Annotated in this window: 20 protein-coding genes and 1 riboswitch; of the genes, 11 read left to right on the top strand and 9 right to left on the bottom strand. The window is 68.5% G+C overall.

Annotation, left to right across the window (positions count from 1 at the left end; translation table 11 throughout):
• Positions 1-25 precede the first annotated feature (25 nt).
• The 3 genes from cobN to ACZ2G3_RS15730 are packed head-to-tail and all read right to left on the bottom strand — an operon-like array spanning position 26 to position 4,644.
• Positions 26-3,244, bottom strand: coding sequence for a cobaltochelatase subunit CobN (gene cobN / locus ACZ2G3_RS15740; protein WP_470396921.1), 3,219 nt, complete (start codon positions 3,242-3,244; stop codon positions 26-28).
• Positions 3,244-4,287, bottom strand: a complete 1,044-nt coding sequence (gene cobW, locus ACZ2G3_RS15735) for a cobalamin biosynthesis protein CobW (RefSeq protein ID WP_470396920.1) — start codon at positions 4,285-4,287, stop codon at positions 3,244-3,246. The genes cobN and cobW overlap by 1 nt, the downstream gene beginning before the upstream one ends.
• 3 nt (positions 4,288-4,290) lie before the next feature.
• Positions 4,291-4,644, bottom strand: a complete 354-nt coding sequence (locus tag ACZ2G3_RS15730) for a DUF1636 family protein (RefSeq protein WP_419268439.1) — start codon at positions 4,642-4,644, stop codon at positions 4,291-4,293.
• A 100-nt stretch (positions 4,645-4,744) separates the two neighbouring features.
• Positions 4,745-4,967, bottom strand: a riboswitch (cobalamin riboswitch).
• A gap of 40 nt (positions 4,968-5,007) precedes the next feature.
• Between ACZ2G3_RS15730 and cobO the strand changes: the two genes are divergently transcribed.
• The 3 genes from cobO (at position 5,008) to ACZ2G3_RS15715 (ending at position 7,846) form a co-directional block, all read left to right on the top strand.
• Complete coding sequence (cobO, locus tag ACZ2G3_RS15725; RefSeq protein ID WP_470396919.1) at positions 5,008-5,649, top strand: cob(I)yrinic acid a,c-diamide adenosyltransferase; 642 nt, start codon at positions 5,008-5,010, stop codon at positions 5,647-5,649.
• A 102-nt stretch (positions 5,650-5,751) separates the two neighbouring features.
• Positions 5,752-6,477 (top strand): trehalose-phosphatase, encoded by a 726-nt coding sequence (otsB, locus tag ACZ2G3_RS15720; protein ID WP_470396918.1) that lies wholly within the window; start codon positions 5,752-5,754, stop codon positions 6,475-6,477.
• Between the two features lie 10 nt (positions 6,478-6,487).
• On the top strand, positions 6,488-7,846 hold the full coding sequence (locus ACZ2G3_RS15715) for an alpha,alpha-trehalose-phosphate synthase (UDP-forming) (protein ID WP_470396917.1): 1,359 nt from the start codon (positions 6,488-6,490) through the stop codon (positions 7,844-7,846).
• Positions 7,847-8,113: 267 nt separating this feature from the next.
• Here the strand turns inward: ACZ2G3_RS15715 and aroQ are convergent, their stop codons facing one another.
• The 5 genes from aroQ to ACZ2G3_RS15690 form a co-directional block, all read right to left on the bottom strand.
• Positions 8,114-8,539, bottom strand: coding sequence for a type II 3-dehydroquinate dehydratase (gene aroQ, locus ACZ2G3_RS15710; protein ID WP_470396916.1), 426 nt, complete (start codon positions 8,537-8,539; stop codon positions 8,114-8,116).
• A gap of 51 nt (positions 8,540-8,590) precedes the next feature.
• Complete coding sequence (locus ACZ2G3_RS15705) at positions 8,591-10,075, bottom strand: asparaginase domain-containing protein (RefSeq protein ID WP_470396915.1); 1,485 nt, start codon at positions 10,073-10,075, stop codon at positions 8,591-8,593.
• A gap of 34 nt (positions 10,076-10,109) precedes the next feature.
• The gene (locus tag ACZ2G3_RS15700; RefSeq protein WP_470396914.1) at positions 10,110-11,144 is read right to left on the bottom strand and encodes a histone deacetylase family protein; all 1,035 of its coding nucleotides are present in this window, start codon (positions 11,142-11,144) and stop codon (positions 10,110-10,112) included.
• A gap of 48 nt (positions 11,145-11,192) precedes the next feature.
• On the bottom strand, positions 11,193-11,735 hold the full coding sequence (locus tag ACZ2G3_RS15695; RefSeq protein WP_470396913.1) for a DUF924 family protein: 543 nt from the start codon (positions 11,733-11,735) through the stop codon (positions 11,193-11,195).
• Positions 11,736-11,933: 198 nt separating this feature from the next.
• Positions 11,934-12,875, bottom strand: coding sequence for a ring-cleaving dioxygenase (locus ACZ2G3_RS15690; RefSeq protein ID WP_470396912.1), 942 nt, complete (start codon positions 12,873-12,875; stop codon positions 11,934-11,936).
• Positions 12,876-12,998: 123 nt separating this feature from the next.
• Between ACZ2G3_RS15690 and ACZ2G3_RS15685 the strand changes: the two genes are divergently transcribed.
• Together ACZ2G3_RS15685 and ACZ2G3_RS15680 are read left to right on the top strand one after the other, a co-directional pair.
• Entirely contained in the window at positions 12,999-13,955 is a 957-nt protein-coding gene (locus ACZ2G3_RS15685; RefSeq protein ID WP_470396911.1) for a LysR family transcriptional regulator, read from the top strand.
• Between the two features lie 38 nt (positions 13,956-13,993).
• On the top strand, positions 13,994-14,185 hold the full coding sequence (locus ACZ2G3_RS15680) for a hypothetical protein (protein ID WP_470396910.1): 192 nt from the start codon (positions 13,994-13,996) through the stop codon (positions 14,183-14,185).
• A gap of 19 nt (positions 14,186-14,204) precedes the next feature.
• Here the strand turns inward: ACZ2G3_RS15680 and ACZ2G3_RS15675 are convergent, their stop codons facing one another.
• Positions 14,205-15,809 (bottom strand): alpha-glucosidase family protein, encoded by a 1,605-nt coding sequence (locus ACZ2G3_RS15675; protein WP_470396909.1) that lies wholly within the window; start codon positions 15,807-15,809, stop codon positions 14,205-14,207.
• A 121-nt stretch (positions 15,810-15,930) separates the two neighbouring features.
• Between ACZ2G3_RS15675 and glgB the strand changes: the two genes are divergently transcribed.
• The 6 genes from glgB to ACZ2G3_RS15645 are packed head-to-tail and all read left to right on the top strand — an operon-like array spanning position 15,931 to position 26,954.
• Complete coding sequence (glgB, locus tag ACZ2G3_RS15670; RefSeq protein WP_470396908.1) at positions 15,931-17,874, top strand: 1,4-alpha-glucan branching protein GlgB; 1,944 nt, start codon at positions 15,931-15,933, stop codon at positions 17,872-17,874.
• Between the two features lie 22 nt (positions 17,875-17,896).
• A complete protein-coding gene (glgC, locus tag ACZ2G3_RS15665; RefSeq protein ID WP_419268425.1) occupies positions 17,897-19,156 on the top strand; it encodes a glucose-1-phosphate adenylyltransferase in 1,260 nt (419 codons plus the stop codon).
• Positions 19,153-20,580 carry a glycogen synthase GlgA gene (glgA, locus tag ACZ2G3_RS15660; protein WP_470396907.1) on the top strand — a complete coding sequence of 476 codons (1,428 nt, stop codon included), beginning with the start codon at positions 19,153-19,155 and terminating at the stop codon, positions 20,578-20,580. Before glgC ends, glgA begins: the two co-directional genes overlap by 4 nt.
• On the top strand, positions 20,577-22,664 hold the full coding sequence (gene glgX, locus ACZ2G3_RS15655; protein WP_470396906.1) for a glycogen debranching protein GlgX: 2,088 nt from the start codon (positions 20,577-20,579) through the stop codon (positions 22,662-22,664). Before glgA ends, glgX begins: the two co-directional genes overlap by 4 nt.
• Positions 22,665-22,696: 32 nt before the next feature.
• Positions 22,697-24,538, top strand: coding sequence for an amylosucrase (locus ACZ2G3_RS15650; protein WP_470396905.1), 1,842 nt, complete (start codon positions 22,697-22,699; stop codon positions 24,536-24,538).
• Between the two features lie 13 nt (positions 24,539-24,551).
• Positions 24,552-26,954, top strand: a complete 2,403-nt coding sequence (locus ACZ2G3_RS15645) for a glycogen/starch/alpha-glucan phosphorylase (RefSeq protein ID WP_470396904.1) — start codon at positions 24,552-24,554, stop codon at positions 26,952-26,954.
• Positions 26,955-26,982: the final 28 nt, after the last annotated feature.

Below are 26,982 nucleotides of genomic sequence, written 5' to 3'. Positions count from 1 at the left end.
CCGGGGCACCATCCCTTTACCGCGCTCACAGCGTCACCGCGATCGAGTTGCGGCGCGTCACCCACAGCCCCGCCTGGTGCAGGCGCTGGAACAGGTCGCGCATCGCGGCCAGGGCGGCGGGATTGGCCGCCTCCATGAACGCCACGATCTCGGGGCGGCCAAGCGTGGCCTCGTGGTAAAGGTCGAACAGATGCGGCGGCACCGCGCCTGCCAGATGGGCAAAGGCCGCCATGTGGTCCAGCGTGGCCGCGATCTCGGCCGCGCCGCGATAGCCGTGGCGCGTCATCCCGTCGGCCCAGGCCGGGTCGGCGGCACGGGCGCGGGTGGTGCGGGCGATCTCCTCGGTCAGGGTGCGGGCGCGGGGGCGGCCGGGCTGCGTCGCGTCCAGGTGATAGAGGGCGGGGGCCATGGCCCTGATCCTGGTCATCGCGGCGGCAAAGCCCGCCTCGTGCGCGGCATAGTCGGCGGCCAGCAGCAGGTCGGTCTCGGGAAGGTCCTGTGCGTGGACAAAGCTGTCGACGCCGGCCATCCGCGCCTCCAGCCCCGCGCGGTCGGGGCGGCTGGTCCCGTCCGCCCCGATGGCCCAGGCCGAGGCCGCAAGCCAGGCCTCGCCCGCCGCCGCCCGCGCGGCATCGGTGAATTCCGTGGGCGCCGTGCCCATGCCCAGCCCGTACTGGCCGGGCTGCGGACCAAAGACGCGGGGCGTGCGCGCCGCATAGGGGTTCTGATCCGTCGCCTCGTCACGCTCGGCCAAGGTCGCGGCCCCGGTTTCGAACAGCTGCGCCAGCACCGGAAAGACGTCGCGGAACAGGCCCGAGACGCGCAGCGTCACGTCGATGCGCGGACGGTCCAGCAGCGCCAGCGGCACGACCTCGACCCCCGACACCCGTCCCGAGCCATGATCCCACACAGGCTTCAGCCCGGCCAGGTGCAGCGCCATGGCAAACTCCTCGCCCGCCGTCCGCATGGTCGCGCTGCCCCACAGATCGACCACCAGGCCACGCGGCCAGTCGCCGTGATCCTGCAGGTGGCGGCGCAGCAGTTCCTCGGCCAGCTTGACGCCTTGGGCATGGGCGGCCGGGGTGGGCACGGCGCGGGGATCGACGCTGAAGAGGTTGCGCCCCGTCGGCAGCACATCCGCGCGGCCCCGGTTCGGCGACCCTGACGGCCCGGGCGCCACGAAGCCGCCCGCCAGCGCCGTCGCCAGCCCCGCGCGTTCGGCCTCGCCGCAGGCGCCGCTGCCCCAGATGTGCAGCCCCTCGCCATATTGGCTTTCCTTGATGTCGCAGACGAAGCGGTCGATGCGGGTGATCGCCTCGGCCGCGCTGGCGTCGGGGGGGATGCCCAGATCGGCCTCGACCCCCAGGGCGCGGGCCTCGTCCCGGATGCCGGCGATCAGGCGGTCGCGGCGCGCCGGGTCCAGCCCGTCGGCGGTGGAATATTCGTCCAGCAGCCGTTCCAGCCCGGCCATGCCGGGGGGCAGGGCGGCCTCCCGCATCGGCGGCGGCAGGTGGCCCAGGGTCACGGCTCCGATGCGCCGCTTGGCCTGCGCGGCTTCGCCCGGATCATTGACGATGAAGGGATAGATGACCGGCAGCGCCCCGGTCAGCGCCTGCGGCCAGCAGTCGCCCGACAGCGCCACGGCCTTGCCGGGCAGCCATTCCAGCGTCCCATGCGCGCCCATGTGGATCATGGCATGCGGGTCCTGCGCGGCCAGCCACAGGTAGAAGGCGACATAGGCATGGCGCGGCACGCGGGTCAGGTCGTGGTAATCGTCGTCGCGATCAGTGCGGTGGCTGCGTTCGGGCTGCAGCGCCAGCAGCAGGTTTCCCCGCCGGACGGCAGCAAGGCGGAAGGCGCCGTGGTGGAAGTCGGGATCGGTCTCGGGCGCGCCCCAGGCCGCGTGCAGCGCCTCGCGCAGCGGCTGAGGCAGGGCCTGCAACGCGGCTTGGTAATCGGCCAGCGGCCATGCGATGCGCTGGTCGGCCAGGGCTGTGGCCCCAACACCAGCGGGGACGTCGTAGCCTTGGACGGCCAGCGCCTGCGCCACGCCCTCGGCCGAGGCCGGGGCGTCCAGCCCCACCGCATGCGCCATCTGCCAGTCACGGCCGGGATAGGTGGACAGGATCAGCGCCATCCGCCGCTCTGCCGCCGGGGTCCGCGCCAGCCGCGCCCAGGCCGCGATGCGGTCGGCCGCGGCGGCCAGAAGGCCGAGGTCCGCCCGATGGGCAAAGCGCGAGAACTGCAGGTCGGGGTCGCGTGGCTCGGGCGTCTTGAAGCTGATGACACCGGCAAAGATGCGGCCGTCCACCTCGGGCAGGACCACGTTCATGGCCAGGTCCGACGGCGACAGCCCGCGCTCGGCGCCCGCCCATTCGCGCCGGCGGTTGGTCGACAGCGCCACTTGGAAGACGGGGCAGCCCATGCCGTCGAAGGGCGTGCCAGCCTGGGTCCGGGCGGAAAACCCCGTGGCGTTCACGACCAGCGCCGGCGACGCGGGCAGGGTGTCGCGCAGCCAGTCCCCCAGCCCCTCGGCCTTCAAGGAGGGGGCGAAGGCGCCGATGGCCGCGAATCCCCGCGCCCGCAGCGCATGGATCAGCGCATCGACAGGGCCGGTATCGGCGGCGGCCAGCCAGCTGCGATAGAAGGTGACCAGCGCCAGGTCCCCCTGCGGTACCTGGTCAACCACGCCATGGTCGGGATCCCACAGCCCCATCTGCGGCAGCGTCTTGCGCCCCTCGACCGGGGCGGCGGCCAGGCCCGAGGCAATGGCCATCTGCGCCAGCGCCGCCTGTGCGGCCACCGCGCCGCCCTGGTCGCAATGCCGCCGCAGCACGCGCAGCACCGAGGCCGGCACGGTCGAGACCTCCTCCAGCCGGGGGTCGTCGCGCCCGTCGGCGGGCAGCACCGCCAGCGCAATCCCCCGGCGCCGCGCCAAGTCCTGCACCGAGGCCAGGCCATAGGGCCAATAGGCCTCTCCGCCGATCAGGCGGATCAGGATGCCGCGGGCGCCCGCCAGCGTCTGGTCCAGGTAGGTGTCGACCGACACCGGGTGCCGCAGCGCCACCAGGTTGCACAGCCGCAATGACGGCAGCCCGCCCGCCGCCCGCCGCCACCCTTCCGCGAAGGCCCCCAGGTCGCTGTCCGAAAAGGAAAGGACCACCAGATCCGCCGGCGACTGGCCCGGATCATAGGGGGCGTCGGTCTGGTCCAGGCCGACCTGTTCGCGAAAGATGACATGCATCAGGCGGGAAAGCCTTCCAGCACGGCGCGGATCGCGTCCGCGTTCACGTGGTCATGTTCGGCGATGACCACCAGCCGCGACTGGCGGGGCTGGCTGCCCCAAGGGCGGTCGTACTGGTGCCGCACGCGCGCGCCCACGGCCTGCACCAGCAGGCGCATCGGCTTGCCCTGCACGACGACATGGCCCTTGACGCGCAGGATGTTCTGTTCCTGCGCCAGCCGCGCGATGCGGTCCGCCAGGTCGGCGGGATCGGCGATCTCGGGCAGGTCGATGACGACCGTGTCGAAATCCTCGTGCTCGTGATCGTCCTCGCCGTCGTGATGGCTGGGGCGGGCGGCGCTGTCATCCTCGGCGGCGGCGTTCAGGCCCAGGATCAGGCGCGGGTCGATCGCGCCTTCGGTCACGGTCAGGATCGGCAGCTTGCGGGGCGCCTCCGCCTCGATCACGGCGCGGGCGGCGGCGATGCCGTCGGGGCCGGCCAGGTCGGCCTTGGTCAGCAGGATCACGTCGGCGCAGGCGATCTGATCCTCGAAGACCTCGGACAGGGGCGTCTCGTGGTCCAGGCTGTCGTCGGCGGCGCGCTGTGCGTCCACCGCCGCCACGTCGGGGGCGAAACGGCCCGCGGCCACCGCCTCGGCATCGGCCAGGGCGATCACGCCGTCGACCGTGATCCGCGACCGGATCGCCGGCCAGTCGAAGGCCTTCAGCAGCGGTTTCGGCAGCGCCAGCCCCGAGGTCTCGATCAGGATGTGGTCGGGCTTTTGCGGCAGCGCCATCAGCGCCTCCAGCGTCGGGATGAAATCATCGGCCACCGTGCAGCAGATGCAGCCGTTCGACAGCTCCATGATGTTCTCTGCCGGGCAGTTGTCGTCGGCGCAGCCCTTCAGGATGTCACCGTCCACGCCCATCGTGCCGAATTCATTGACCAGCACGGCCAGCCGCAGCCCCTGCGGGTTCTGCATCAGGTGCCGGATCAGCGTGGTCTTGCCCGAACCCAAAAAGCCGGTGATCACGGTGACGGGGGTCTTCACGAGGTCGGTCATGGGTCACTCCTGCGGGGGGATGCGCGCAAGGCTCTGCTTGCGGAAGATGGCGGGGCGTTCGCGCCAGGGCACGATACCGTCAGCGGTGGCGGCATAGGCGGCCGCACCCGACAGGATGTCGGCGGCATCGGCGGGTGTCAGCCGCCCATAGACATAGGACCACTTGCCCGGCCCCGACAGGGCAACCGAACAGCCCTGGGCGCAGGCCGACAGGCATTCGACGGGCCGGATCTCGACCCCCTGCGGCGCGGCCTCGCGCAGCGCATCGTGCAGCGCGGTGCCGGGGCGGGGGCCCTCGGGGTCGTTGCCCGGCAAGGTGCCGCGACAGGTGGTGCAGACATGCAGAACAGCGCGCATCGCGGGCCTTCCCTTGGCTTTCGGCTATCCGGGGCGGCCCGAAGAGGACGGCGCGGGTCATCCGGCCATCATCTGCCGGTCGCGAAACACCCCGTTCGCCGGTCATCGTCAGGTGCTGGCAGGTCTCCCGGCTTGCGGATTTCGGGCGCTTGGCCCAACGGTCGTCCCACCTTCCCGGCCCCGCGCGGCGGCGGCCAGTGGATCGGGGCGACCTTTCCGGTCACGGTCGCGGGGGCGGCTGCGCCTGGGCGTGGTCGAAACCTTGCCTGTCGCATTCCCTCTTCGCCTGCCTTACGACAGGAACCAACACGCGCCCACCAAAAGCGCCGCGCCCGCGATTTGTCAACCTTCAGGAGCGAACCGATGACGCAGACCGACCCCAATGACGCTACGGACAACCCGGAGGACCTGGCCCGCCACGCCCAGAAAATGGCAAAGAAGAAGGCCGCCCGCGACCGGATGATGGAAACCAAGACCGGCGAGAAGGGGCTGATCATCGTCCATACCGGGCCGGGCAAGGGCAAGTCGTCATCGGGCTTTGGCATGATCATGCGCTGCATCGCGCATGGCATGCCCTCGGCCGTGGTGCAGTTCATCAAGGGGGCTTGGGACACGGGCGAACGGCGCCTGCTGACGACGCATTTCGCCGATCTGTGCCAGTTCCACAGCATGGGCGAGGGGTTCACCTGGGAAACCCAGGACAAGTCCCGCGACATCGCCGCGGCGCGGGCGGGCTGGGCCAAGGCGCAGGAGCTGATCCGAGACCCGGCCATCCGCATGGTCCTGCTGGACGAGATCAACATCGCTTTCCGCTATGGCTATCTGGACGTGGCCGAGGTGCTGGCCTTTCTGGACGCGGAAAAGCCGCCGATGACGCATGTCGTGCTGACCGGCCGCGGTGCCCCCGAAAGCCTGGTCGAGGCGGCCGACCTGGTGACCGAGATGTCCCAGGTCAAACATCCCTTCCGATCGGGGATCAAGGCGCAGGCCGGGGTCGAGTTCTGAGCCGCCGGCAGGAACCGTCAGAAAAAGATCACGTCCGGGTGAACCCCCGGGCGGGCTGAAGGGTTTGGTCGGTACATATGGCCCCAAGGAAACTGCCCTCCCATGACATCCCCCCCGCCGCTTCCTGCCGATGCCGCATTGTTTCTGGACTTCGACGGCTGCCTGGTCGAGATCGCGCCCCGTCCCGATGCGGTGGTCGTGGCGCCTGCCCTGCGGGAGCGGCTGGTGCGGTTGCACCGGCGGCTTGACGGCGCGCTGGCGCTGATCTCGGGGCGGGACGTGGCGAACCTGCGGGGGCATCTGGTCGATTTTCCGGGCATGGTGGCGGGCAGCCACGGTTCGGAACTGTCCCCCTCGCCGGACCGGATCGAGGCGCTGCACGAGCAGCCTTTCGACGCGCAGGCCCTGCATCGGGCGGCGCATGACATGGCGGCGCCGCACCCGTCGGTGCTGGTCGAGGAAAAACCCCATGGCGTAGCCATGCATTACCGCAAGGACCCGTCCCTGCAGGGTTTCGTCGAGGATGCGATGCATGCCTTGGCCGAACAGAACCCGCACCTGATGCTGCAGCCCGCCAAGATGGCGCTGGAACTGCGGCCGGGCGGCGTGGGAAAGGACACCGCGCTGGCCCGCCTGATGCAGATGCCCCCCTTTGCCGGGCGCATGCCGGTATTCGCGGGCGACGACACCACCGACGAACCCGCAATGGCCGAGGCGCAGTCCCGCGGCGGCTTTGCCGTCAAGATCGGCGACGGCCCCACCGCTGCCCGCCACCGCCTGTCCGATCCCGCCGCGCTGGCCGCATGGCTGGATGCGTCCCTGGGATGAAGGAGTTTTCATGTCCCGTCTGATCGTCGTCTCCAACCGCCTGCCCCTGGGGGACAATCCCTCCGGGGGCCTTGTCGTGGCGCTGGAGGATGCCCTGCGCAGTTCCGGTGGGGTCTGGATCGGGTTTTCGGGGGATGTGAAGGACGATCCTGGCGATCAGCTTCAGGATCATCCGGGGGCACCCTTTCAGCGGCTGTCCTTTGACCTGAATACGCAGGATCACCACGACTATTACCTGGGCTATTCGAATTCGATGCTGTGGCCGGTCTGCCACGGGCGGCCGAACCTGATGCGCATCCTGCCCGAGTATCTGGAAGGGTACAAACGGGTGAACGCCCGCATCGCCGACCTGATGCTGCCGCATCTGCGCGAGGGCGACCGGGTCTGGGTGCAGGATTATCACCTGTTCCCGCTGGCCGCCGAACTGCGCGCCCGCGGGGTAAGCTGTCCCATCGGCTTGTTCCTGCACATTCCCTTTCCCGGCCCCGCCGATTGCGCGGCGCTGCCCAATCCGGCCGAGATGTTCGAATGGCTGTCGCATTTCGACCTGCTGGGCTTTCAGGCTCATCGCGACCTGGGGGCCTTCGCCGAAAGCGCGCGGCAACTGGCCGAAGTGGACCAGCTGTCCGAGACGCGCTTCCGCCTGTCGGGGCGCGAGGTCCGCGCGGAGGTCTTTCCCATCGGCATCGACACCGCCTCCTTTATCGAGGAGGCGCGCGATGCCCCGGATGAGGACCGCGTCCGCCTGCTGACCGGCGCCAAGATGATGATCGGCGTGGACCGACTGGATTATTCCAAGGGCATCCCGCAGCGGTTCCGCGCCTATCAGATCCTGCTGGAGCAGGACCCGGACCTGATGGAATGCATCTCGTTCCTGCAGATCGCCCCGCCGACGCGCGAGGCGGTCGAAGCCTATCAGGACATCCGAGAGGAGACCGAGCATCTGGCAGGACGCATCAACGGCCAGTTCTCGACCCTGAACTGGACGCCGATCCGCTTTATCCACCGGCCCTTTCCGCGCCCGGTGCTGGCCGGGCTTTACCGGCAGGCGCGCATCGGCCTGGTGACGCCGCTGGCCGATGGCATGAACCTGGTGGCCAAGGAATATGTGGCGGCCCAGGACCCCGAGGATCCGGGGGTCCTGATCCTGTCGCGATTCGCCGGGGCCGCCGAGGAGATGACCGAGGCGCTGATCATCAATCCCCATGATCCGCACGACCTGGCGCAGGCCATGGCAGAGGCATTCAGGATGCCGCTGGAGGAACGCCGCCGCCGCCATGCCGCCCTGTTGAAGGGAGTGATCGACCACGACGTCGCCTGGTGGTCGGACGCCTATCTGGAGGCGCTTGGGCAATCACGCGAATCATGAGGGACAAGGCGCCGGCAACTTTTTGCCCGCCCCGCGTGCAGTTGTGATATTTTTGCCCGTTTAGCGGGCATCTGCCCGGATTGTGCCCAGGCTGATGGCATCTTCTGGTGACGCTGCGCTGCAGCGGGTGCATCCTGAAGTTGCGGGGTCGCACCACTTCGCATCGTTGCGCTCCTCCTCATGGCTGGCAACGAGCCCTCCGGTAAGCCGCCGGTCCGCCGTTTTCTCCTCCCGCGGCCGGACCGGCGGCTTTTTCCGGCCCCCGCCTCAGATCAGCGCTGCCACATGGCGCAAGGCCGCGGCATATCCCTGGATCCCGAACCCCGCGATGACCCCATCGGCGCGGTTCGAGACATAGGAATGGTGCCGGAACGCCTCGCGCTTGTGGACCTGGCTCAGATGCACCTCGATCACCGGGCCGTCAAAGGCGTTCAGCGCGTCCAGCACTGCGATCGAGGTATGGGTCAGCGCCGCCGGGTTGATGACGATGGCGGCGGCCTCGTCCCGTGCCTGATGGATCCAGTCGACGATCTGGCCCTCCCAGTTGGATTGCAGAAAGCGGATCTGGTGGGGGGCCGCCGCCTCGCGGCAGAGCGCCTCGACATCGGCCAGGGTGGTGTGGCCATAGATCTCGGGCTGGCGCTTGCCCAGCAGGTTCAGGTTGGGGCCGTTCAGGACATGGATCAGCGGCATGGGCGGGTTCCTTGCAGGGTCGGCCCTTGCTAGCGCAAGGCGGGTGCGCTGTCAGCCGGGAAGGGCAGTGACCGAGGCCGCCCGTCCCGACGGGTCGATCAGGCGCAGCGCCGGCGGATGCGCCGTCAGGACCGCGACCGCGCCCGCGACGGCGGGCGGGCTGGCCCACAGCCGGGCGCCGTCATGCGCGATCAGCACCAGCCGGCCGTCCAGCATCTGCAGGCGCCCCGGCCCGGCCCCCTGCCACAGGACCTGCCCCCCGTCGCGCAGGACCGGGCCGTCGTCGGGATCGTTCCACAGCCGCAGCGCGCCATCCGCCGCCGACAGCGCCTGTCCCGGCCAAAGCGGCCCGGTCATGCGGTCCTGGACGGCGCTTTCGCCGACAAGGCTGCGGGTCAGCAGCGCGGCCAGCGTGCTGCGGTCCCATCCGTAATGCGCGGCCGCGGCCTGCAGGATCATCAGCTTGGCCAGCGCGGCAACGGGCGTCATGTCGCCGGCCGCGATCGCCCCCGTCTCGACGATCCAGGCACCGGCGGCGTAATGGAAGGCGCCGACCGTGCCGCCGATGGCGCGGCTGGCGATCAGGGTGGGGACGCCTTGCGCCTGTGCGCGCAGCAGCGCCTGGCGGATGGCGCCGTCGCCCGCCGGGATGTTCCCTTCGCCGAAACCCTCCAGCACCAGCCCCGTCGCGCCCGAGGCCAGCGCGCCCTCGATCATCTGCGCCAGCAGCGGCGCGGCGCTGCGGTGATCGGCGGGGACGGCGGGGATCTGCATCACGCGCTGCCGGTCGATCCCCTGGGCGACCGCCTCCAGCTGCGCGCGGACCAGCGCCCGCGCCGCCGGATCGTCCAGCGCCTGCGCGGGCGAGGCGGGGCCGGGCAGCGGCGCGGCAGCCCCGTGCCAGATGCCGATGCCCGCCTCGGCCAGGGAGGGCAGGTGCGGACTGGCAAAGCCGGCAAGGCGGCGCGTGGACACCTTCAGCGCGCGCGACCCCCGCCACAGTTGCCCGTCGAAGTACAGCGCCACTTCGGGCAGGCGCAGTCGGGTCATGGCCAGCGCCCCGGTCAGGTTGGCCAGCGCGTCGCTGCCCGCGTTCAGGACCAGGCCCTGCGGCGTCTCCCGCAGCAGGGGCAGCTGCGCCCCTGTCAGGATCACCGGCTTGGACAGGGCGGCCCGGGCAAGCCCCAGCTCGTCGAAGACGTTCAGCAGCAGGGGCAGGGCGGCGCCGGAATAATCCATCGTGTCGGTGCCGTGCAGGACCACGAAGGCGTCGTGGTCGTCATAGAGGTCCAGCATCCGCGCCGCCATCCGGCACCAGTCCGACGGCCGCAGGTCGGTGCTGTCCAGCGTCCCCGGCCCTTGGTCGGAAAACCGCAGCCCGGAGTCAAAATGCAGCCGCAGGCCCGGCAGGCTGGCCGCCAGCGCCGGACCCAGCAGGTCCCGGACCGCCGCCGCGAAGCGGTCCGACGGCATCGGGACCAGCGGCTGCCCCGTGCAGGAAATCGTGCCGCCGGCGTTGATGATGCAGATCCGCATGAAGGCCCCCTTGGTTGCGCCCCCTATAGGGCGGTCAGGGGGCCTCGATCCAGCCCCGCAGGAAGCTGGCGAGGTTCAGGGTCAGATCCTCGGACATATAGCCGCCCTCCTGCACGATGACCGTGGGCAGGCCGGCCGCCTTGATCAGCGCCGCCGCCAGGGCAAAGCCCGCGGTGGTCACGCGCAGCCCGCGGAAGGGGTCGTTCTCGTGCGCGTCCAGCCCCAGGGCCAGGACCAGCGCCTGGGGCGCAAAGGCCCTGATGCGCTCCAGTCCCCGGTCGATGGCGGCCAGCCAGTCCGCATCGCCCGACCCGAGCGGCAGCGTCAGGTTCAGGTTCATGCCCTGGCCGTCGCCGCGCCCGGATTCGTGGTCATAGCCCAGGTAGAAGGGATAGAAGGCATCGGGCGCCGCGTGAACCGAGACCGTCAGCACATCGGCCCGGTCATAGAAAATCTCCTGCGTGCCGTTGCCGTGATGCACGTCGATGTCCAGGACCGCCACCCGGTCGTGGCGGGCGCGCAGGGCCTGGGCCGCGATGGCGGAATTGTTCAGAAAGCAGTGTCCTGCCGCCGTATCCGCATCGGCGTGATGCCCCGGCGGGCGGCAGAGGGCATAGGCCGCCCGCGCGCCGTCCAGGACCGCCTGCGTGGCCGCCAGCGCCGTGTCGACCCCCCGCAACGCGGCGGCATAGGTGTCGCGGCCAAGTGGGCAGCCGGTGTCCGACATATGCCAGCCCGCGCGCCCGGTGATCCCCTGCGGATAGGTCTGCGTGGCCTTTTGCGGATGCAGGTTCGCCACCACCTCGGGGCCCGCGCCGGGGGCCTTTTGCCATTCGGCCCAGCCCTCGCGCAGGAAATCCAGATAGCGCGCCGTATGCACCTGGCGCATCGGCGCGTGGTCGGCGCGCGGCGGGTTCAGGGCCGTCAGCCCCGCCTGCGCCAGGCCCGCCAGCAGGCGGTCCGCGCGTTCGGCGGTTTCCTTGTTGCGCATCGGCACGCCGCGCAACATCCAGAACTGCGGGTCATGGGCGGCGGTCTCGGGCGCGTAAAAGCAGGGCAGATCGGTCATGCGGGCCTCCTGCCGCAAGGCTAGGGATGCCCTGCGGCAGGGGCAAGGTCAGAAGCCCGTATGCGTCTTGAGGAACTCGGCCTCCTCGGGGGTGCTGTCGCGGCCCAGGACGGCGTTCCGATGCGGAAAGCGGCCGAAGCGGGCGACGATGTCGCGATGGTCGCGCGCGAAATGCAGCGAATGTTCGTTGCCCAAGGCTTCGTAGAGCTGGACCGAGCGTTCCTGGTCGGCCAGTTCCTCGCTGTGCATGAAGGGCAGGTAGAGGAACTGCCGCCGCTCCGGCGACTGCTGTTGGTCATGGCCGCGATCCAGCGCGTCCTTGGCGTGCCGCAGCGCCAGGTCGTTGCTTTCAAAGCTGCGCGGGCTGCCGCGAAAGATGTTGCGCGGGAACTGGTCCAGCGTGATGACCAGCGCCAGCGCGCTGTCGGCGTCCTCCATCCAACCGTCCAGCTGACCGTCATGGGCGGCCGCATAGGTGTCGGCAAAATCATCGCGAATGCGGGCATCGATCTGGTCGGACTTGGCGAACCAGCTGGGCCGCATCTCGTCCGAAAACCAGAAATCCAGCACCTGCTGCGGGGTCTTGATCATGGCGTTCTCCTTCATCGCCGGTGTGATGGGCCTGTCCTTCGCGGAACCCGGGCTGAGCGCAACGCCCCTGACGGGCGAGGGGTCCGGCGGTCCGATCCGGGGGTCGTTCGTGTGTGCTTTGGCTCCCGACCGCTGAGAGGCCGCCATGACCGGCAGATCACGTGTGATCGGCCAGCAGGAATCATGGCGGCCCCCGTCTCAGGCCAGCGGTTTCAGCCGGGCCTCGATCTCGGCACGCCGGTCCTCCAGAAAGGGGGGCAGGGACAGGCCCTGGCCCATCGCCTCCTGCGGCTCGTCCACGTCGAAGCCGGGGCCGTCGGTCGCAAGTTCGAACAGGTTGCCGCCGGGCTCGCGGAAGTAGAGCGAGCGGAAATAATAGCGCTCGACCTCTCCGGAATTGGGCACACGGTGGCCAGCCACGCGGCGGGTCCATTCGGTCAGGGCGGCGGTATCGGGCACGCGGAAGGCGACGTGGTGGACGCCACCGGCGCCCTGCCGCGCCTGCGGCAGGTCCGGCTGGACCGCGACATGCAGCTCCGCGGCGGCGCCGCCTTCGCCCATTTCGAAGACATGGACCTGGCCCTGGCCGTCGGGGCTGGCGTAATCGCGCACCTGGCGCATGTTCATGACCTGGGTCAGCACGGCTGCGGTCGGGGCCAGATCGGGAACCGAGATCGTGATCGGCCCCAGGCCGCGGATCTGGTGCTGGGCCGGGATGTCGGTTTGGGCCCAGGGCTGGCCCTCCGGCAGGGGAGCCGCGACCAGGCGCAGGCGCTGGCCCTCGGGGTCCTCGACATCCAGGCTGGGGCGCCCGTCCAGCAGCGCGACCTTGCCGGTCTGCACCCCCAGCCCGCTCAGGCGGTCGGCCCACCAGTCCAGGCTGTCCTGGCCCACGCGCAGCCCGGTGCGGGTGATCGCGTTCGTGCCGCGACGCTCGCGCGCGGCGGGCCAGTCGAAGAAGGTGATGTCGGTGCCGGGTGTGCCCGCGCCATCGGCGAAGAACAGGTGATAGGCCGAGGTGTCGTCCTGGTTCACGGTCTTCTTGACCCGGCGGAGGCCCAGGGTCTGGGTGTAGAAACGGTTGTTGCCCGGCGCATCGGCGGTGATGGCGGTCAGGTGGTGGATCCCGGTCAGTTGCATGAGGTGGCTCCTTTCCTTGTCTTGCAATTCATATGGCGCAAAGCTGTCGTTCGCGGCAGCGGGCATAGGCGCAACGCCGCGTTCGCGTATTGCGAACGGGTCGGCATGGGATATGCTGCCCCGATGGGATGGACGATCAGCGACATCGAGACGTTTCTGGCGGTTCTGGATGCGGGCAGCATCTCGGGCGCGGCGGCGCGGGCGGATCTGTCGAAATCGGTGGTCAGCAAGCGGGTCCGCGATTTCGAAGCGGCCCTGGGCCTTGCGCTGTTCACCCGCCATGCCGGCCGGATCGCGCCCACCGACAGCGCGCTGACCCTGGCCGAGCGGTTGCGCCCGGCCTTGGCCGAACTGGTCGCGGCAGCCGAAAGCGTCACCGGACCCGAGGCCGAATTGCGCGGCCGGCTGGCCGTCGCCGCGCCGATGAGTTTCGGCATCCGTCATCTGGGGCCGGTGATCGCGCGGTTCGCGCAGGCCCATCCGGAGCTGGAGATCGTGCTGGATTACGATGATCGCCACATGGACTTGGGGCGGGCGGGCTTTGACCTGGGGCTGCGGATCGGTCATCTGAAGGACAGCAGCCTGATGGCCCGGCGGCTGTGCGAGGATCCGCGCGCCCTGGTGGCCAGCCCGGAGTACCTGGCGCGGCACGGACCGGTCGACCGCGCCGCCGACCTGGCCCGGCACAGCGCCATCGGCTATCTGAACGCCCGGCTTGGCGAGATCTGGCCCTTTGGTCCCGCGATCCAGCCACCGCGCATGGGCCGCATCACCGCCAACAACGGCGAGGCGATGCGGGATATGGCGATCGGCGGCCTGGGGCTGGCGCTGCTGCCGCTGTTCATCGTCCATGACGCGCTGCGGGACGGGCGGCTGGTGCGGCTGCTGCCGGACCTGCCGCAACGGCCGCTGCCGGTCAGCATTGTCTGGCCGCCGATCCGGCCGATGCCGCGCAAGACCCGTGCCCTGATCGACCACATCGCCCAGGCCTTTGCCGGCGACCCGCCCTGGCAGCGCGGCCTGCTTGATCCCGCGACCGCCGGGGGGCCGGCCCCCCGGCCCCCCCGGCGCAGCGATTGACCGAACCGGTCCGCCCCGACGCCCCGAGACAAGGAAACATGCAGATGATGGTCGATCCGAACGCCCCCTTTTTCCGGCACCTGTGGGTGCGAGTGGCCAGCGTGGTGCTGCCGCTGGCCTGGGCAGGGCTGGAGTTGTGGACCGGCAATCCCTTCTGGGCGATCCTGTTCGGCGGCGCGGGGCTGTACCTGGCCCTGGCACTGTTCGTGTGGCGGCGGCCGGAGGGCTGAGCCCGGCCACCGCCGAAGCTCAGGCCGACAGGTCCACCGCGCCGGTCAGCCAGGCATGGCCGTTGGCGGGCAGCGTCAGGCGATCCCCGTCCAGCTCCGCCGCGACCGGGCCGGTCATGGCGGCGTCACCCGCGACGGTCAGGGTCACCGGATGCGCCGACAGGTTGAAGACGCAGGTCAGAACCTGGCCCTGGTGGTCGCGCTGGAAGCCCAGGATCGGTTCGGGCAGCTCCAGGAACCGCGTCGTCCCCCACCGCAGCGCGGGCTGCGCCTTGCGGAAGGCGATGCTGGCGCGATAGGCCGAGAGCACGCTGTCGTTCTGATCCTGCTGGCCGGCCACGGCACGGGCGGCCTGGGGGTCCTTGACCGGCAGCCAGGGCTGGCCCGTCGTGAAGCCTGCATGAGGCTGCGAGGCGTCCCAGACCATCGGCGTGCGGCAGCCGTCGCGGCCCTTGATCTCGGGCCAATAGCGCAGGGCGGGGGGATCGGTCAGCTCCTCGAAGACCAGTTCGGTCTCGGTCTGACCCAGTTCCTCGCCCTGATAGAGGCAGATCGTGCCCGGAAAGGACAGGAGCATCGCCACGGCCTGCCTGGCCAGCGCATCGGAATCGGCGGCGTGTTCGGCCCACCGGGTCACATGCCGGACGATGTCGTGGTTCGAGAAGGACCAGCAGGAATGCCCGTCGGGCGCGTGCTTCTGCACGCCCTGGATGGTGTTGCGGAAATGCCGGGCGGTGAAGGTCCGGCTGAGCATCTCGAAGCTGTAGCACATGTGCAGACGGTCGGTGCCGGCGGTGTATTCCGCCATGATGTCGATGGCGGTCTGGCCGTTGTCGCCGACCTCGCCCACCATCATGCGGTCGTCGAATTCGTCGGTCAGCGCGCGCATCCGCTTGAGGAAGGCGACGTTCTCGGGCCGGTTGCGCGACTGGACATGGCGCTGCCAGGCATAGACATCGGGTCCGTCATAGACCGGGTTCGGCGGGTTGTCGCGCAGCTGGTCGTCGTGGAAGTAGTAGTTGACCGTGTCCAGCCGGAAGCCGTCGACGCCCCGTTCCAGCCAGAAGCGCATCGTCTCCAGCAGCGCGTCCTGCACGGCCGGGTTCCACAGGTTCAGGTCCGGCTGCTGAATCAGGAAGTTGTGGAGGTAATACTGCCGGCGCCGCGGCTCCCATTCCCAGGCATGGCCGCCGAAGACCGCCAGCCAGTTGTTCGGCGGCGTCCCGTCCGGGTTCGGATCGGCCCAGACATACCAGTCGGCCTTGGGATTGGTGCGGTCCACGCGGCTTTCGGCGAACCAGGGATGCTTGTCGCTGGAATGGCTGATGACCTGGTCGATGATGACCTTCAGCCCCAGTTCATGGGCGCGGGCGATCAGCGCGTCGAAATCCGCCATGGTGCCGAACAGCGGATCGATGCCGGTATAGTCCGACACGTCATAGCCCATGTCCTTCATCGGCGAGGTGAAGATCGGAGACAGCCAGATCGCGTCCGCGCCCAGGGATGCCACGTGATCCAGCCGCCGCGTGATGCCGGGCAGATCGCCGATGCCGTCGCCGTTGCTGTCCTGAAAGCTGCGGGGATAGATCTGATAGATCACCGCGTCGCGCCACCATTCCGTCATTCAGTCGTCTCCTGCATTGTCGGATTCGGGTCATTGAAGCACGGTTCTATCAGCAGGAAAAAGCGAAGGTTAGCGCCAACCGGGCGATTGCCCTCAACTGTGATCCCTCTAGAGTGGGGGCATGGACAGGAAGAACCCACCGCAACGACCGGATGCCCGGGACGCCCACCGCTTTGGCCCGGTCCTGGGCGAGGTCGATCTGCATCTGCTGGGCGAGGGGACGCATCGTCGGCTGTGGCAGGCGCTTGGCGCGCATGTGATGACCCATGAGGGGGCGGCGGGCGTCCATTTCGCGGTCTGGGCGCCGAACGCGCGGCAGGTCTCCGTCGTGGGCGACTTCAATGCATGGGACGGGCGCCGCCACCCGATGCGGCGCGTCGGCGGCAGCGGCCTGTGGGAGATCTTCCTGCCCGGCCTGGGCGAGGGCTGCCTTTACAAGTACGAGATCCTGGATGCGCAGGGCGGCGTCCTGCAAAAGGCCGATCCCGTCGGCTTCGGCAGCCAGCACCCGCCCGAAAAGGCCAGCGTCGTGCGCGACATCGCGGGCTTCGGCTGGAAGGATGCCGACTGGATGGCGTCCCGCGCGGCCGCGCAGGATCGCCGGGCGCCGATCAGCATCTATGAGGTTCATCTGGGCAGCTGGCGTCGCAGATGGACCGAGGCCGGACGGCCGCTGTCCTACAGGGAGATGGCCGAGGAGCTGGTGGGCTATGCCAGCGACATGGGCTTTACGCATCTGGAGCTGCTGCCGGTCAGCGAATTTCCCTTTGACGGGTCCTGGGGATACCAGCCCGTGGGGCTTTTTGCCCCGACCATCCGCTTTGGTCCCCCGCACGAGTTCCGCGACCTGATCGAGGCCGCGCATCAGGCGGGCCTGGGCGTGCTGCTGGACTGGGTGCCCGGCCATTTCCCCAGCGACGCGCACGGGCTGGCGCGTTTCGACGGCACCGCGCTCTATGAGCACGAGGACCCGCGCGAGGGGTTTCACCAGGACTGGAACACGCTGATCTACAACTATGGCCGGACCGAGGTGCAGAACTTTCTGATCTCGAACGCGCTCTACTGGCTGGAGGAGTATCACGTCGACGGGCTGCGCGTGGATGCGGTCGCCTCGATGCTCTATCGCGACTATTCGCGCAAGGACGGCGAATGGGTGCCCAACCGGGATGGCGGGCGCGAGAATTTCGAGGCGATCGATTTTCTTCGCAACATGAACATCGCGACCCATGGCGAACAGCCCGGCATCATGACCGTGGCCGAGGAGAGCACGTCCTTTCCCAAGGTCTCGGCCCCGGTCGATGCGGGCGGCCTGGGCTTTGGGTTCAAGTGGAACATGGGCTGGATGAACGACACGCTGCGCTACATGGCGCGCGACCCGGTCCATCGGCGCCACCACCATGACCTGATGACCTTCGGGCTGATGTATGCCTTCAGCGAGAATTTCATCCTGCCGATCAGCCATGACGAGGTCGTCCACGGCAAGGGCAGCATGCTGCGCAAGATGCCCGGCGACGAATGGCAGCAATTCGCGAACCTGCGCGCCTTCTACGGCTTCATGTGGGGCCATCCGGGCAAGAAGCTGCTGTTCATGGGCTGCGAATTCGCCCAGCCCGAGGAATGGAACCACAATGGCGATCTGAACTGGCAGGCGGCCGAGCTGCCGATGCATCAGGGCGTGCAGGCGCTGGTGCGCGACCTGAACCGGCTTTATCGCCGGACGCCCGCCCTGCACGTCAAGGATGCCGAAGCGGACGGCTTTCAGTGGATCGCCACCGATCCGGCGCAGTCGACCTATGCCTGGATCCGCCGCGGCGAGGCGGGCGATCCGCCGGTGGTGGTGCTGTGCAACTTCACCCCCGTGCCGCGTCCGGAATTTCGTGTCGGCGTGCCGCAACCCGGCCCATGGCGAGAAGCGTTGAATACCGACGCCACCATCTACGGGGGCAGCGGCATGGGCAACCTGGGCGGCGTCCAGGCCGACGGGGCGGGGCAGGACGGGCAACCCGCCTCGATCACGGTCACCCTGCCGCCGCTGTCGGTGGTGATCCTTGTGGCGGGTGAATGAGATTTCGAGGGGGGAGTTGAAGATGGTTGAAACGCAAAGGCTGACACGGCGGGCGATGGCCTTCGTCTTGGCGGGAGGGCGGGGCAGCCGCCTGCAAGAGCTGACGGACCGGCGCGTCAAGCCGGCCGTCTATTTCGGCGGCAAGACCCGCATCGTCGATTTCGCCCTGTCGAACGCGATGAATTCGGGCATCCGCAAGATCGCCGTCGCCACGCAATACAAGGCGCACAGCCTGATCCGGCATTGCCAGCGCGGCTGGAACTTCTTTCGGGCCGAACGGAACGAGTTTCTGGACATCCTGCCTGCCAGCCAGCGCGTGTGCGAACACACCTGGTATCGCGGCACGGCCGATGCGGTCACCCAGAACATCGACATCGTGGACGATTACGATGTCGACTACATCGTCATCCTGGCGGGCGACCACATCTACAAGATGGATTACGAGATCATGCTGTGCGAGCATGTCGAGAACGACGCCGACGTGACCGTCGGCTGCCTGACCGTCCCGCGCGAAGAGGCCAGCGCCTTTGGCGTCATGCATGTCGACGACGACGGGCGCATCGTCTCGTTCCTGGAAAAGCCCGCCGATCCGCCCGCGATGCCCGGCCATCCCGACAAGGCGCTGGCGTCCATGGGGATCTATGTCTTCAAGTGGAGCTTTCTTCGCGACCTGCTGCTGCGCGACGCCGAGGATCCCAATTCCAGCCATGATTTCGGCACCGACCTGATCCCCGACATCGTGAAGAACGGCAAGGCGATGTCGCACCGCTTTGACACGTCCTGCGTCCGCGCCCCTGGGGCGCCTGCCTATTGGAAGGATGTGGGCACGGTTGATGCCTTCTGGCAGGCCAATATCGACCTGACGGACTTCACGCCCGAACTGGACCTGTGGGACACGGACTGGCCGATCTGGACCTATTCCGAAAGCACCCCGCCGGCCAAGTTCATCCATGACGAAAAGGACCGGCGCGGCATCGCGATCTCGTCCATGGTGTCGGGGGGATGCATCATCTCGGGGACCGAGATCCGCAACTCGCTGCTGTTCACCGAGGTGCACACGAACAGCTATGCCATCCTGGATCATGCGGTGGTGCTGCCCTATGTCACCGTCAACCGCCGGGCGCGCCTGCGCAACGTCGTGATCGATTCCCGCGTGGTGATCCCCGAAGGGCTGGTCGTGGGGGAGGACCCGCAGGACGACGCCCGCTGGTTCCGCGTCACCGACCGCGGCATCACGCTGATCACCCAGGACATGCTGGACCGGCGGGCGGCGTCGCTGTGATGCAGGTTCTTTCTGTTGCCTCGGAATGCGCGCCCATGGTCAAGACCGGTGGCCTGGCCGACGTGGTGGGCGCGCTGCCCGCCGCGTTGGCCGGCCACGGGGTGCGGATGCGGACCCTGCTGCCGGGTTATCCGGCGGTGATGGCCGCATTGCAGGACACGGCCGAAGTCGGCCGCTTCGACGACCTCTTTGGCGGCGCGGCCCGCCTGTTGCAGGGACAGGCGGCGGGGCTGGACCTGCTGGTGATCGACGCGCCGCACCTGTTCGCGCGCAGCGGCGGTCCCTATCTGGCGCCGGACGGCCGCGACTGGCCGGACAACCCGGAACGCTTTGCCGCGCTGTCTTGGGTCGGGGCGCATGTCGCCGCGCATGGCGCGGGGGGCTGGCGGCCGCAGGTGCTGCACGGCCATGACTGGCAGGCCGGTTTCGCGACCGAATACCTGCGCCAGATGGGCGCCCGCGACGTGTGCACGCTGCTGACCATCCACAACATCGCCTTTACCGGATCGACCGACCCCTGGCGCCTGTCGTCGCTGCGGCTGGACCCCGGCCGCTTTCACAGCGAAGGTTATGAATTCTGGGGCGGGATCTCGGCGCTCAAGGCGGGGCTGATGGGGGCGGATGCGCTGACCACCGTCTCGCCCAGCTACGCCGAGGAGCTGATGACCCCGGAATTCGGCATGGGGCTGGACGGGGTGATGCGCCACCGCCGGGACGTGCTGCACGGCATCCTGAACGGCATCGACGAGGACGCCTGGAACCCCGCCACCGATCCCGCCATCACGCCCTATTCGACGCCTGCGGGCAAGATCGCGGCCAAGGCTGCCCTGCAGGCCGAACTGGGCCTGCCCCCCGCCGAAGGACCCCTGTGCGTGATCGTGTCGCGCATGTCCCACCAGAAGGGGCTGGACCTGATACTGGAGGTGCTGCCGACCCTGCTGGAGCAGGGCGGCCAGCTGGCGGTGCTGGGTTCGGGCGATCCGGGGCTCGAGCAGGCATTCCGCCATGCCGCCGCAGATCCGAACGTGGCGGTGCGCATCGGCTATGACGAGGGTTTCTCGCATCGGCTGATCGCGGGGGGCGATGCCATCCTGGTGCCATCGCGGTTCGAACCTTGCGGGCTGACGCAGATGTACGGGCTGCGCTATGGCACGGTGCCGGTCGTGGCGCTGACCGGGGGGCTGGCCGACACCGTCATCAACGCCTCGCCCGCGGCGCTGGCGCAGGGCGTGGCGACCGGCATCCAGTTCGCCCCGGTGACCGCGCAGGCGCTGCGCAGCGCGCTGGTCCGCCTGAACAGCCTGTACCGGGACGGGCCGACATGGACGCAGCTGCAGGCCAATGCGATGGCGCAGCCGGTGGGCTGGGGCCAGTCCGCGGCGGCCTATGCCGCGCTTTATGCCGATCTGGCCGGGACTCGATGACCTCAATGCATGCCATTTCGGCCGGTCAGCCGACGCCCTTGGGGGCCACCTTCGACGGCGCCGGGGTGAACTTTGCGCTCTTCTCGCAACATGCCGAACGTGTGGTCCTCTGCCTCTTCGACGGGCACCGCGAGACGCGGATCGACCTGCCCGAACGCGAGGGTCATGTCTGGCATGGCCGCATCGAGGGGCTGCGCCCCGGCCAGCGCTATGGCTATCGCGTCCACGGCCCGTATCGCCCGCAGGAGGGCCACCGCTTCAACCCGCACAAGCTGCTGATCGACCCCTATGCCAAGCAGCTGACCGGCACGCCCCGCAACCATGACGCGCTGTTCGGCTTTCGCACGGGCCATGCCGATGCCGACCTGTCCTTTGATCGCCGCGACAGCGCCCATCACATGCCGAAATCGGTGGTGGTCGATCCCAGTTTTTCCTGGGGCCACGACCACCCGCTGTGCCGCCCGCTGACCGAGACGGTGATTTACGAGGCGCATGTGAAGGGACTGACCGCCGGGCGTGCCGACCTGGCGCATCCCGGCACCTATCTGGCCCTGGCCTCCGAGCCCGTGCTGGACCACCTGACGCGGCTTGGCGTCACCGCGATCGAACTGCTGCCGGTCCATGCCTTTGCCGATGACCGTTTCCTGACCGACAAGGGGCTGCGGAACTATTGGGGCTACATGTCCTATGGCTTTTTCGCGCCCGAGCCGCGCTACATGCAGACGGGTGAGATCGCCGAGTTCCAGCAGATGGTTGCGCGGTTTCACCGCGCCGGGATCGAGGTGATCCTGGACGTGGTCTACAACCACACCGCCGAGGGGAACGAACTGGGCCCGACGCTCAGCTTTCGCGGGCTGGACAACGCCTCCTATTACCGGCTGGCCGAGGATCCGCGTTTCTATGTCAACGACGCCGGAACGGGAAACGTGCTGAACCTGGACAACCCCTTTGCGCTGCGGCTGGTGATGGACAGCCTGCGATACTGGGTGCAGGTGATGCATGTGGACGGGTTCCGCTTTGACCTGGCCTCGGTCCTGGGCCGCACCCGCGGCGTCTTCGAGCGCGACGCCCCGCTGTTCCGGGCGATCCGCCAGGACCCGGTCCTGAACCAGGTCAAGCTGATCGCCGAGCCCTGGGACCTGGGCCATGACGGCTATCAGCTGGGCGCCTATCCCGCCCCCTTTGCCGAATGGAACGACCGCTTCCGCGACCAGATCCGCAGCTTCTGGCGGGGCGATCCGGGGCGGCTTGGCAAGCTGGCCAAGCGGGTGGCGGGGTCTGCGGCACGCTTTGACCATGACGGACGGGCGGCCACCTCCAGCGTCAACTTCATCGCGGCCCATGACGGCTTCACGCTGATGGACACGGTCAGCTATGCCCACAAGCATAACGCCGCCAATGGCGAGGACAACCGCGACGGCCACGGGCACAACCTGTCCGACAACATGGGGGTCGAAGGGCCCACGGACGATCCGGCGATCCGCGCCCGGCGCAACCGCCGCCGCCGCAACCTGATCGCGACCCTGATGCTGAGCCAGGGCACGCCCATGCTGCTGGCCGGGGACGAGCTGGGCAATTCCCAGGGCGGCAACAACAATGCCTATTGCCAGGACAACCCGATCGGATGGGTCGACTGGGACAACGCGGACCCGGTCTTTCTGGACTTTGTCCGCCGGGTGATCGCCTTTCGCCGCGCACACCCGATCCTGCGGCAAAAGCGGTTCCTGCACAGCCAGGCCCGCGAACAGGACGGCTTGCCCGACCTGTTCTGGCGACGGGCCGATGGCGCGGCGATGACCACCGACGACTGGAACGACCCCCACCTGCGCCTGCTGGCGGCCGAGATGCGCATGGCCTCGGGCACGCCGGCCTATGCGGCCCTGACGGGGGCGGTCTTTGTCGTCTTCAACAACGGTCACGGCGCGAAGGTGCGCCTGCCCGACGCGGTGCGGGGCGGGCATTGGCGCCGCCGCCTGGACAGCACCCGCGACAGCGACCCCGACGAGCCCGCGCAGGCGGACGAACCGATCCCCGCCGAGAGCGTTGTCGCCTTCGTTCTTACCGACCAGAGCCAGGACAGATGACCCAAGGTCCCACCACCCTCTTCGACATGCGCATGGCACGCAGCGCTCCCGACCTCTGGCCCATGCTGGAGCGGCTTTATGGCGGGCGCGCCGACTATGACGCCTTCTGCCGGCAGCTGGCGCAGGTGCTGCGTGACGGCTGGAACGCGCGGCCCGCCGACCTGCAGCGGCTGGACCTGATGCGCGACCTGGAGCCCGACTGGTTCCAGCGCGCGCAGATGGCGGGATACGTCTTCTATATCGACCGCTTCGCCGGCAATCTGGCGGGGGTGCATGACCGGCTGGACTATCTGCGCGACCTGGGGATCAGCTATGTGCACCTGATGCCCTGCCTGATGCCCCGCCCGGGCGACAGCGACGGCGGCTATTCGGTGATGGACTATCGCCAGGTCAATCCGGCCCATGGCAACATGGCCGACCTGGAGCGGCTGGCGGACGCGCTGCGCGGCCGGGGGATGTCGCTCTGCATCGACCTGGTGCTGAACCACACGGCCAAGGAACATGACTGGGCGCGGCGGGCGGCGGCGGGCGATCCCGAATACCAGGACATGTACCTGATGTTCGACGACGACACGCTGCCCCGCGCCTATGAACAGTCCCTGGTCGAGATCTTTCCCGATACCGCGCCGGGCAGCTTTACCCATTACCCCGAATTCGGCAAATGGGTCTGGACCACCTTCAACGAACACCAGTGGGACCTGAACTGGGCCAATCCGCGGGTCTTCCTCGAGATGGTCTCGATCATGCTGAACCTGGCCAACAAGGGCGTCGACGTGCTGCGCCTGGATGCGGTGGCCTTCATGTGGAAGCGCATGGGCACCACCTGCCAGAGCCAGCCCGAGGTGCACCTGCTGCTGCGCGCTCTACGCGCCTGCACCCGGATCGCCGCCAGCGCGGTCATCCACCTGGAGGAGGCGATCGTCGGCCCGGCCGAGATGCTGACCTATTTCGGGCGGGGCGAACATGACGGGCGGCAGGGCAACCTGGCCTATCACAACAGCCTGATGGTCCAATACTGGTCGGCCCTGGCCACGCGCGACACGCGGCTGATGACGCATGTTCTGGAGACGCATTTCCCGCCCGTGCTGACCAATGCCACCTATGCGACCTATATCCGCTGCCATGACGACATCGGATGGGCGGTGACGGACGAGGATGCCGGCGCCCTGGGCCTGTCAGGGCCGGCGCATCGGGCCTTCCTGTCGGATTTCTACGACGGCAGCTTTCCCGGCAGCTTCGCGCGCGGCGAGTTGTTCCAGGTGAACCCCGAGACGGGGGACAGGCGCATCTCGGGCAGCTTCGCCTCGCTGGCGGGACTGGAGGCGGGGCTGGCCTCGGGCGATCAGGATGCGGTCGACCTGGCGATCGACCGCATCCTGATGGGCCATGCCCTGATCGCCAGCTTTGGCGGCATCCCGCTGATCTACATGGGCGACGAGCTGGGACTGACCAACGACCACGGCTATCTGCAGGTGCCGGAGCACGCGCATGACAGCCGCTGGCTGCACCGACCGGCGATGGACTGGGACCGCGCGGCCCGCGCCAGCGCCGACCCGGCCTCGGCCGAAGGCCGCATCCTGCACGGCACCCGCGCCATCCTGCAGCGCCGCCGCCAATGCGACGGGCTGCACGGGGCGCATCCGACGCAGATCCGGGACAGCGGCAATCCGACGGTCTTTGCCTTTGCACGACTCGCGCCGGGCGGGAGCATAGTTTGCCTTTTCAACTTCACCGAAAGCTGGCAACAGGTGTCGGGCGACTGGTTGCGCTTTCAAGGCGTGGCGGCTATGCGCGACATCCTGTCTGACGCGACGGTGGCGCTGCATGACGACATGCTGGCCCTGCCGCCCTATGCTCGCGTCTGGTTGTCCTGATTTTATCCAGCCCATGAGGCCGAATTTGTCCCATTCTCTCTCGGCGCAGGACCTGCGCGATCAGATCCTGCATCACCTGACCCACACCCAGGGCCGGGGTCCGGAATTCGCAACCGTTTTCGACTGGCGCCTGGCCGTCAGCTATACCGTGCGCGATCTGATGGTGGGCCCCTGGGTCGAGGCGATCCGCGCGGCGCGCGATCAGGGGGCCAAGCGGGTCTATTACCTGTCGATGGAATTCCTGATCGGCCGCATCCTGGGCGACGCGATCGTCAACCTGGGGCTGGAGCCCGCGATGGCCGAGGCGCTGACCCTGCTGGGCCTGGACGAGCAGGAGATCCTGGACAACGAGCCCGATGCCGCACTTGGCAACGGCGGCTTGGGGCGGCTGGCGGCCTGCTTCATGGAATCCCTGTCCTCGCTGCATTGCCCGGCCTTCGGCTATGGCATCCGCTATGAACACGGGCTGTTCCGGCAGCGGTTCGAGGGCGGTCAGCAGGTCGAGACGCCCGAGGATTGGCTGAACCAGCCGCACCCCTGGGAATTCGTGCGCATCGACTACAGCTACGAGATCGGGTTCAAGGGCCATGTCGAAACGGTAGACGGGCGCACCGTTTGGCATCCGGGCGAAAGCGTCATCGCGCGTGCCTATGACACGCCGGTGATCGGCTGGGGCGGAACCTGGGCCAACAGCCTGCGGCTGTGGGGCGCACATCCCACCACGCTTCTGGACCTGCCGCGCTTCAACGCGGGCGATTACACGGCCGCGGCCGAACCCGAGGCGCTGGCCCGGACGCTGTCGCGGGTGCTGTACCCCGACGACACGACCGAATCCGGCAAGGAGCTGCGGCTGAAGCAGGAATATTTCCTGACCTCGGCCGCGCTGCAGGACATCCTGCGCCGCTTTCTGGCCGAACATGGCGACGACTTGGACCAGCTGCCCGAAAAGGTGGCGATCCAGCTGAACGACACCCATCCGGCCATCGCCGGCCCCGAGCTGATCCGCCTGCTGATGGATGTCCACGGCCTGTCCTTCGACCGTGCCCGAGATCTGGCACAGCGGTCGCTGAACTACACCAACCACACGCTGCTGCCCGAGGCGCTGGAGCGTTGGTCGACTTGGCTGATGGGCCGCGTGCTGCCGCGCCACATGCAGATCATCCAGATGATCGACGAGGATCACCGCAGGGCCACCAACCGCCCCGCCCATGTCGGCATCGTCCATGGCGACCAGGTGCATATGGGCGAATTGGCCTTCATCATGGCGGGCCGCGTGAACGGCGTGTCGGCGCTGCACACCGACCTGGTCAAGGACACGGTCTTTGCCGACCTGCACAAGCTGCATCCCGACCGGATCGTGAACCAGACCAACGGCGTGGCGCCGCGCCGCTGGCTGCGCATGGCGAACCCTGCGCTGGCGCGGCTTCTGGACGACACGATCGGCACCGGCTGGACTGCCGACCTGGACCAGCTGAAGGGGCTGGAGCCCCATGCCGAGGATGCGGGCTTCCGCGACCGGCTGCGGTCGGCCAAGCGCGCCAACAAGGTCTGGCTGTCGAACGGACTGTTGACCGATCTGGGGGTCAAGGCCGACCCGGACGCGATCTTCGATGTCCAGATCAAGCGAATGCACGAATACAAGCGGCAGCTGCTGAACATCCTGGAGGCGATCGCCCTGTGGGGCCGTATCCATGACGACCCGAACGGCGACTGGACCCCGCGGGTCAAGATCTTCGGTGGCAAGGCGGCGCCCGGATACTGGCTGGCGAAATCGGTGATCCACCTGATCAACGACGTGGCCGCGACGATCAACAGCGATCCGGTGACATCGAAATACCTGCAGATTGCCTATCCGCCGAACTACAACGTTTCGATGGCCGAGGACCTGATCCCCGCCGCCGATCTGTCCGAGCAGATCAGCACCGCGGGCAAGGAGGCGTCGGGCACCGGCAACATGAAGTTCACCATGAACGGCGCGCTGACCATCGGCACGCTGGACGGCGCGAATGTTGAGATCCGCGAACTGGTCGGGGCCGAGAACTTCTTCCTGTTCGGCCTGACGGCGGCCGAGGCCGAGGCCGAGAAGGCGACGCCGGGTCATGCCCGCACCGCCATCGAGCGCAGCCAGGACCTGAAGGTCGCGCTGCAGCTGATCGCCGAGGGGCGGTTCGGCCGGGCCGACAGCTATTATTCGCTGCTGGACCGGACCTGGCACGACGATCCCTTCCTGGTCGCCTCGGACTTCGACGGCTATTTCGACATGCAGCGGCAGGTGGACCGGGCCTATCGCGATCCGACCAGCTGGGATCGGATGGCGGCCCTGAACATCGCGCGGTCGGGCTTCTTCTCGTCGGATCGGACGATCCGGGGCTACATGCAAGACATCTGGCATGCCAAGCCGGTGACGTCTGCCTGACATGCGAAAGCCCCCGTCGTGGCGGGGG

This window comes from Paracoccus sp. KKT209, assembly GCF_055635455.1.
This window is presented reverse-complemented; position numbering and strand designations above follow the sequence as displayed.

Coding starts and splice junctions, on each gene's coding strand:
- ACZ2G3_RS15685 (WP_470396911.1), top strand. CDS start 12,999: ATGGGATGGACGATCAGCGACATCGAGACGTTTCTGGCGGTTCTGGAT.
- glgX (WP_470396906.1), top strand. CDS start 20,577: ATGACCTCAATGCATGCCATTTCGGCCGGTCAGCCGACGCCCTTGGGG.
- cobW (WP_470396920.1), bottom strand. CDS start 4,287: ATGACCGACCTCGTGAAGACCCCCGTCACCGTGATCACCGGCTTTTTG.
- ACZ2G3_RS15730 (WP_419268439.1), bottom strand. CDS start 4,644: ATGCGCGCTGTTCTGCATGTCTGCACCACCTGTCGCGGCACCTTGCCG.
- ACZ2G3_RS15675 (WP_470396909.1), bottom strand. CDS start 15,809: ATGACGGAATGGTGGCGCGACGCGGTGATCTATCAGATCTATCCCCGC.
- ACZ2G3_RS15695 (WP_470396913.1), bottom strand. CDS start 11,735: ATGATCAAGACCCCGCAGCAGGTGCTGGATTTCTGGTTTTCGGACGAG.
- ACZ2G3_RS15705 (WP_470396915.1), bottom strand. CDS start 10,075: ATGCGGATCTGCATCATCAACGCCGGCGGCACGATTTCCTGCACGGGG.
- ACZ2G3_RS15700 (WP_470396914.1), bottom strand. CDS start 11,144: ATGACCGATCTGCCCTGCTTTTACGCGCCCGAGACCGCCGCCCATGAC.
- ACZ2G3_RS15645 (WP_470396904.1), top strand. CDS start 24,552: ATGAGGCCGAATTTGTCCCATTCTCTCTCGGCGCAGGACCTGCGCGAT.
- aroQ (WP_470396916.1), bottom strand. CDS start 8,539: ATGCCGCTGATCCATGTCCTGAACGGCCCCAACCTGAACCTGCTGGGC.
- glgB (WP_470396908.1), top strand. CDS start 15,931: ATGGACAGGAAGAACCCACCGCAACGACCGGATGCCCGGGACGCCCAC.
- ACZ2G3_RS15680 (WP_470396910.1), top strand. CDS start 13,994: ATGCAGATGATGGTCGATCCGAACGCCCCCTTTTTCCGGCACCTGTGG.
- ACZ2G3_RS15650 (WP_470396905.1), top strand. CDS start 22,697: ATGGCACGCAGCGCTCCCGACCTCTGGCCCATGCTGGAGCGGCTTTAT.
- cobN (WP_470396921.1), bottom strand. CDS start 3,244: ATGCATGTCATCTTTCGCGAACAGGTCGGCCTGGACCAGACCGACGCC.
- ACZ2G3_RS15715 (WP_470396917.1), top strand. CDS start 6,488: ATGTCCCGTCTGATCGTCGTCTCCAACCGCCTGCCCCTGGGGGACAAT.
- glgC (WP_419268425.1), top strand. CDS start 17,897: ATGGTTGAAACGCAAAGGCTGACACGGCGGGCGATGGCCTTCGTCTTG.
- otsB (WP_470396918.1), top strand. CDS start 5,752: ATGACATCCCCCCCGCCGCTTCCTGCCGATGCCGCATTGTTTCTGGAC.
- cobO (WP_470396919.1), top strand. CDS start 5,008: ATGACGCAGACCGACCCCAATGACGCTACGGACAACCCGGAGGACCTG.
- ACZ2G3_RS15690 (WP_470396912.1), bottom strand. CDS start 12,875: ATGCAACTGACCGGGATCCACCACCTGACCGCCATCACCGCCGATGCG.